This is a genomic window from Facilibium subflavum (genome assembly GCF_003574485.1).
Classification (GTDB): domain Bacteria; phylum Pseudomonadota; class Gammaproteobacteria; order Francisellales; family Francisellaceae; genus Facilibium; species Facilibium subflavum.
In genome coordinates this window covers 1-5,195 of sequence record NZ_QLIT01000110.1, presented here as the reverse complement: position 1 = coordinate 5,195, position 5,195 = coordinate 1, and the positions used below count along the sequence as shown (strand labels likewise).

Sequence of the window (5,195 nt, the reverse complement as noted above, 5' to 3'; positions counted from 1 at the left end):
AAAAATTGACCTTTTTGGAAGACAAAAACCCTTATAAAATAAGGCCTGAGCAAAAATATCTTTCTTCAAACCTGTGGATAACTTTGAAAAGTGTCAAAGTCGGGAAGTTACGCACTTTTACAGGTTTTATAGTTTATATAGGCTGTTATATTAGATTATGACAGCTGTTGATCAAGAAAATGACGGCACTGAGAATATTGGTATGGCCAACTCCTTGAAAGAAGCATACTTAGAAAAAGCATCAAACCAGCATATCAAACAAACGAATTTATGCATTTAGCATCAGCGTACAAGGCTTAAAGCTATTGTTTTTTTAGATTTTCATCCGCTTTTACAAGCTGATTTGCTGGATGATTCGGATCATCACTTACTTCTAAATAACGATTATTTGAAATCTTGCGATCAACGTATAACGTAAAGCGATATCCAACATAAAGTGAAACTGCCAACATAACGGCAATGGTAATGTACCACATGTTACGCGCTCCTTAATAAAATGTGTGTTTATTGTCTTCTAAATCACTTTGATCAAGCGTTGCTTTATCACGCCAAATCGTATAAAAACCCCAGAGTTTGTAGCTGATAATAGCGATCATCACCACAATAGTAATATAAAACATCCCCATTAAACTATATGGTGCTGATGATGCATTCCAGATTGTCAGGCTTTGCACACCTATCTTGCCATTGATTGCAACGCTTGATGGTACAATAAAAGGAAACAGTGCAAATGCTGCTGAGCACATTAACGCTGCTATACCAATCGCACTGCACCAATAGGCTATCGCAGGCTTTGCTGATTTAATAATAATCGCTAAAATCAAAGCAACATAGCAGAGAACCGGTGCCACCCACATCCAGGGGTGCAGTGTGAAATTACTCATCCAGCCACCTACCATCACATTAACGTCTGTGTGATAAGATAAACTAAAAGGCGCCGCCTCAACGACCATACCAGGCAACCAGAAACTAAGCGCAATTACGCCCAAGGTAATCCCTACCAAGGCACCCATTGTAAATAGGGTTGCTAAGCGCCCAAAACGCTTGCCCAATTCTCCTGAAAGCCTGCGGTTTAAATGAAAACTGCCATGCATTAAACACATCACAACAGCCAACAGCGCACATAAAAAGCTAAATGGTGAGAAAAGGCTTAAAAAGGAATTACCAATATATTCTGATCGCAACATAAAATCATCATGATAAAAAGGCAAACCGTGAAATAAAGCACCTAGCACTAAACCAAACAAAAACATCGGAATAAAGCTGCTGACAAAAAGCCCCCAGTCCCAAAATTTACGCCAGCCATCACGATCAATCTTCGCACGATAATCAAACCCAGGCGGGCGCAGGAAAAAGGCAAACAAGATCAGCAATAACGCAGGGTAGAGTCCTGAGAAAATCGTTCCATAAACAGCTGGCCAAATCCCAAATAAAGCACCGCCACCAATAACAATCCAGGTTTGATTACCATCCCAGGTAGGCGAAATTGTATTTAATGCCAGACGTCTTTCAATATCATTATCAGCAAATTTTTTGTGCCTTGACATAAAAGGCATCATAATCGTTACACCAAAGTCACAGCCGGCTGTTGTTGCATAAAGAATCAAGACTAAAAGAATAATGACCCACCAGATAATCTGCAATGTTATATAATCAAATATCATCAGTGCGCCTCCTCATTATCATATCGTCCTGTACCTAAACTGCCTGGCCCTTTTCGCGCCACCTTAAACATGATAACAAGCTCAACAATAAACAAAGCCAAGTATAACAATGCAAAAAATAAAAGACTTACAACAATGTTCCATGACTCAAGGCTTGAAACACCCAATGAGGTTGGCAATATACCATGCACCACCCAAGGCTGTCGTCCCATCTCAGCAATAATCCATCCAGCTTCTGCGGCAATATAAGGTAGCGGAATTGCAAATAATGCTGCCCACAATAGCCAACGATGATTCAACAAAGTTCGACGTAATAACAATATTGTCGTAATAACCATAATTAAAAACACAATAGACCAGCAGCCCAGCATCACTCTAAACCCATAAAAGGCAGGCCAAACCAGTGGTATTGTCTGCTTAGATGCATTAGCAATTTGCGTAGTGGTTGCATTAAATGGATCTTTGACCTGCTGTTGCAAAATAAAAGCATAGCCAATATTATCACGATAAATACTGGTGGCTTTATTTTTTGGATCAAAAATAGCAAGATCAGCTTTTGTCGCTTTGCCTTGCCTGATATTTTGCAGGGCTTTTAAAGCGACCAGGCCATCACGTATTTTTTGCGCATTTTGTGCCATAATGGGTTTTAAGCCCTCAACCGTCGCATTTAAGTTATGCCCTGTAATTAAACTCAACATCCATGGAATCGTAATCTCAAAATAGTTTTTTTCTTTGCTTTGGGAAGGAAAAGCAATAACAGACCATGCTGCAGGTGGTTTTTGTGTCTCCCACTGGCCTTCTATTGCAGCCATTTTTGCAGGTTCATACTTATCAACAGCCAAGCCGTTAGCATCACCCAAAAAGAAGATAAAAATAGAAGTTGTTAAACCAAAACCCAAGCCCACAGCCAAAGAGCGCATGGCAAACCCTGTATTGCGTTTTCTCAATAAATACCATGCGCTGATCCCAACGACAAACATTGCCGAGATCACATAACCGGCAAAGGCCACATGACCAATACGAATCTGTGCTAACTCCTGCATGTAGATATCAACAAAGCTGGTAAGTTGCATCTGCATGGTATGCGGGTCTAAAAAGCTTGCAACAGGATGCTGCATCCAGCTATTGGCAACCAAGATATTCACGATTGACAAGTTTGTGCCTAATGCTAAAAAGAAAGTAATTATCAAATGCGTTCTTTTACTGACCTTTCCCCAGGTAAAGAAAAATAAGCCAAACAGTGTTGCCTCAGTCATAAACGCGGTTAGGCCTTCTATTGCCAATACCGTGCCAAAGCTTTCACCAATAAAGCGTGAAAAATAAGCCCAGTTCAAGCCAAACTCAAACTCCATCGTAATACCGGTGACAACACCCATGGCAAAGTTAATCGCAAAGAGTTTTCCCCAAAACTTCACCATGTTTTTATACACTTGCTTACCTGTTTTTAGGTAAGCTGCTTCCATGATAAACAAGATCCATGAAAGCCCAAGTGTTAACGGAACAAAAACGAAGTGGAATATCGCTGTAAAAGCAAACTGGCTACGTGATAAATCCACCAGAACCTGTGATATATCCATCTGTATAAGACGCCCCAAAATTTTGTATAAAACTTGATTTACGTCAAATTTTACGCTTTTATCTCTCGATTGCAACCTCAACTAGCAATCTAATTTTTCAACAAGTTTTTATTATCAACCTATACATTTGTTAAATAAAGCGTGATCAGTACCTGTAAAAATAAAGCGCCAGATTTACAAAAGACTCAACATGGTTGCAAATCAAACAATTTTTAGCTACAGTATCACGGATTTTATAGATTACACATGAAAACAGCTTTATGTCTTTAACCATACACCAACCGGTCACACAACAGCAATGGCAGCAGATCAAAGATTTTGCATTACACATACTGTGTTTTTCAGATATCGCCGCCACAGACTGTGATCTTAGTCAATATATCCCTCACTTTCAAAGCTGGATTGACAATGGGTTTCATGCTGATTTAGATTATATGCACAAACACGGCAGCAAACGCTATACACCGCAAGAACTGGTTGAAAATACCAAAAGTATTATTATGGTTCGCTTAAATTACCTACCTGAAAAGTATCCATTTAAAGGCATCCGCAAACAGCTTACAACACCAAGTCAGATCGCAAAAATTTCCTACTATGCACAAGGCCGAGATTATCATAAGCTCATTCGAAAAAAACTAACAAAGCTTGATGACTTTATTAAAAGCATGTTCCCGCAACATAATTGCCGTGTTTTTAGTGATAGCGCCCCTGTAATGGAAAAGCCTCTGGCAGAAAAAGCAGGCCTTGGCTGGATTGGAAAAAACAGTAACCTTATGGATGCAAAAGAAGGCTCTTTTTTCTTTTTAGGCAGTCTTTACTCCAATATTGATTTCAGTCGCTTTTCCGCACCCAAGCAAACTGAAATGTGCGGATCATGCAAAGCATGTATTAAAGCATGTCCCACTAATGCTATTGTCAATAATAAAGTCGTTGATGCAAGGCGTTGTATTTCTTATTTAACCATTGAAAACAAAAATGAAATTCCACTTGAATTTCGTGATCAAATAGGCAATCGTATCTATGGCTGTGATGACTGCCAGCTTGTCTGTCCAATCAATGTTAATGCCCCTAAAACAGCACAAAGAGATTTTCTAACGCGCTCAACACTTGACCAACAAGCATTACTCATGCTTTTTGACTGGTCTGAAACTACATTTTTAAAAAACACCGAAGGCTCGGCCATTCGCCGAATCGGCTATACCGCCTGGCTTCGTAATATCGCTGTAGCCCTAGGTAATGCCCCTAAAGGCGATGAGATACTTGCCGCTTTAAAGGCAAAACGTATAAAAATTAATGATCACATGCTTATCGAGCATATTGACTGGGCGATTAAAAAACAAATGGGGAAATAAGTTGTTTTGTTTCAGGATATCCTTATCCTAATTAATCTTTCCTTGCTGGGGGCTAAGTCCGTAACGCGCCTTAATCCATAAAGACTTCAATCCGTTGATACCACCCAGTATGCATAATTTTAGGATACTTGTGTGTAGGAAATTCCACATTATCTTGTAGGAAATTAACCATTTCGAAATAAATGGTCTTTTTTAGATATTTATTTGACTATTTTTCAGCCGAAACAATTGCTTCAACTTCTACTAAGACATCTTTGGGTAGTCTTGAAACCTCAACACATGATCTTGCTACACCTGTTTTATTGAAATATTCACTATAAACTGCATTAAAGGCAGCAAAATCATCCATATTTGCTAAAAAACAAGTTGTCTTGACAACATTGTCAAGTGTGCATCCAGCTGCTGCTACAACCGCTTTCAGGTTCTCCATTACCTGCTTTGTCTGGGCATCGATGCCTTGCGCCGTCAACTGGCCATCTGGTGTTAATGGAATCTGTCCTGAAGTGTAAATAAAATCCCCAATCTTAACGGCTTGCACATAAGGACCAATGGCCTGAGGCGCGTTATCTGTTTGAATGATTTCTTGTCGAGTAGACATCTCT

5 protein-coding genes are annotated in these 5,195 nt (G+C 39.5%); 1 reads left to right on the top strand and 4 read right to left on the bottom strand.

Going from position 1 to position 5,195, the window contains the following annotated elements; all coding sequences use genetic code 11:
- Nucleotides 1–302: 302 nt before the first annotated feature.
- From DNK84_RS14290 to DNK84_RS07250, 3 genes are read right to left on the bottom strand one after another with little or no spacing between them, the layout of a single operon-like run.
- On the bottom strand, nt 303–476 hold the full coding sequence (locus DNK84_RS14290) for a hypothetical protein (RefSeq protein WP_162902293.1): 174 nt from the start codon (nt 474–476) through the stop codon (nt 303–305).
- Nucleotides 477–488: 12 nt separating this feature from the next.
- Nucleotides 489–1,664, bottom strand: a complete 1,176-nt coding sequence (gene cydB / locus DNK84_RS07255; RefSeq protein ID WP_119343881.1) for a cytochrome d ubiquinol oxidase subunit II — start codon at nt 1,662–1,664, stop codon at nt 489–491.
- Nucleotides 1,664–3,241, bottom strand: coding sequence for a cytochrome ubiquinol oxidase subunit I (locus tag DNK84_RS07250; protein WP_119343880.1), 1,578 nt, complete (start codon nt 3,239–3,241; stop codon nt 1,664–1,666). Before DNK84_RS07250 ends, cydB begins: the two co-directional genes overlap by 1 nt.
- Before the next feature lie 272 nt (nt 3,242–3,513).
- On the opposite strand from DNK84_RS07250, the gene queG reads away from it, so the two are divergent.
- Nucleotides 3,514–4,593 carry a tRNA epoxyqueuosine(34) reductase QueG gene (gene queG / locus DNK84_RS07245; protein ID WP_119343883.1) on the top strand — a complete coding sequence of 360 codons (1,080 nt, stop codon included), beginning with the start codon at nt 3,514–3,516 and terminating at the stop codon, nt 4,591–4,593.
- 208 nt (nt 4,594–4,801) lie between these two features.
- Here the strand turns inward: queG and DNK84_RS07240 are convergent, their stop codons facing one another.
- A complete protein-coding gene (locus DNK84_RS07240) occupies nt 4,802–5,191 on the bottom strand; it encodes a RidA family protein (RefSeq protein WP_119343882.1) in 390 nt (129 codons plus the stop codon).
- Nucleotides 5,192–5,195: the final 4 nt, after the last annotated feature.

Bases quoted from the DNA above. Each gene is read 5' to 3' on its own strand.
- DNK84_RS07240 (WP_119343882.1), bottom strand. From the start codon at position 5,191: ATGTCTACTCGACAAGAAATCATTCAAACAGATAACGCGCCTCAGGCC.
- cydB (WP_119343881.1), bottom strand. From the start codon at position 1,664: ATGATATTTGATTATATAACATTGCAGATTATCTGGTGGGTCATTATT.
- DNK84_RS14290 (WP_162902293.1), bottom strand. From the start codon at position 476: ATGTGGTACATTACCATTGCCGTTATGTTGGCAGTTTCACTTTATGTT.
- DNK84_RS07250 (WP_119343880.1), bottom strand. From the start codon at position 3,241: ATGGATATATCACAGGTTCTGGTGGATTTATCACGTAGCCAGTTTGCT.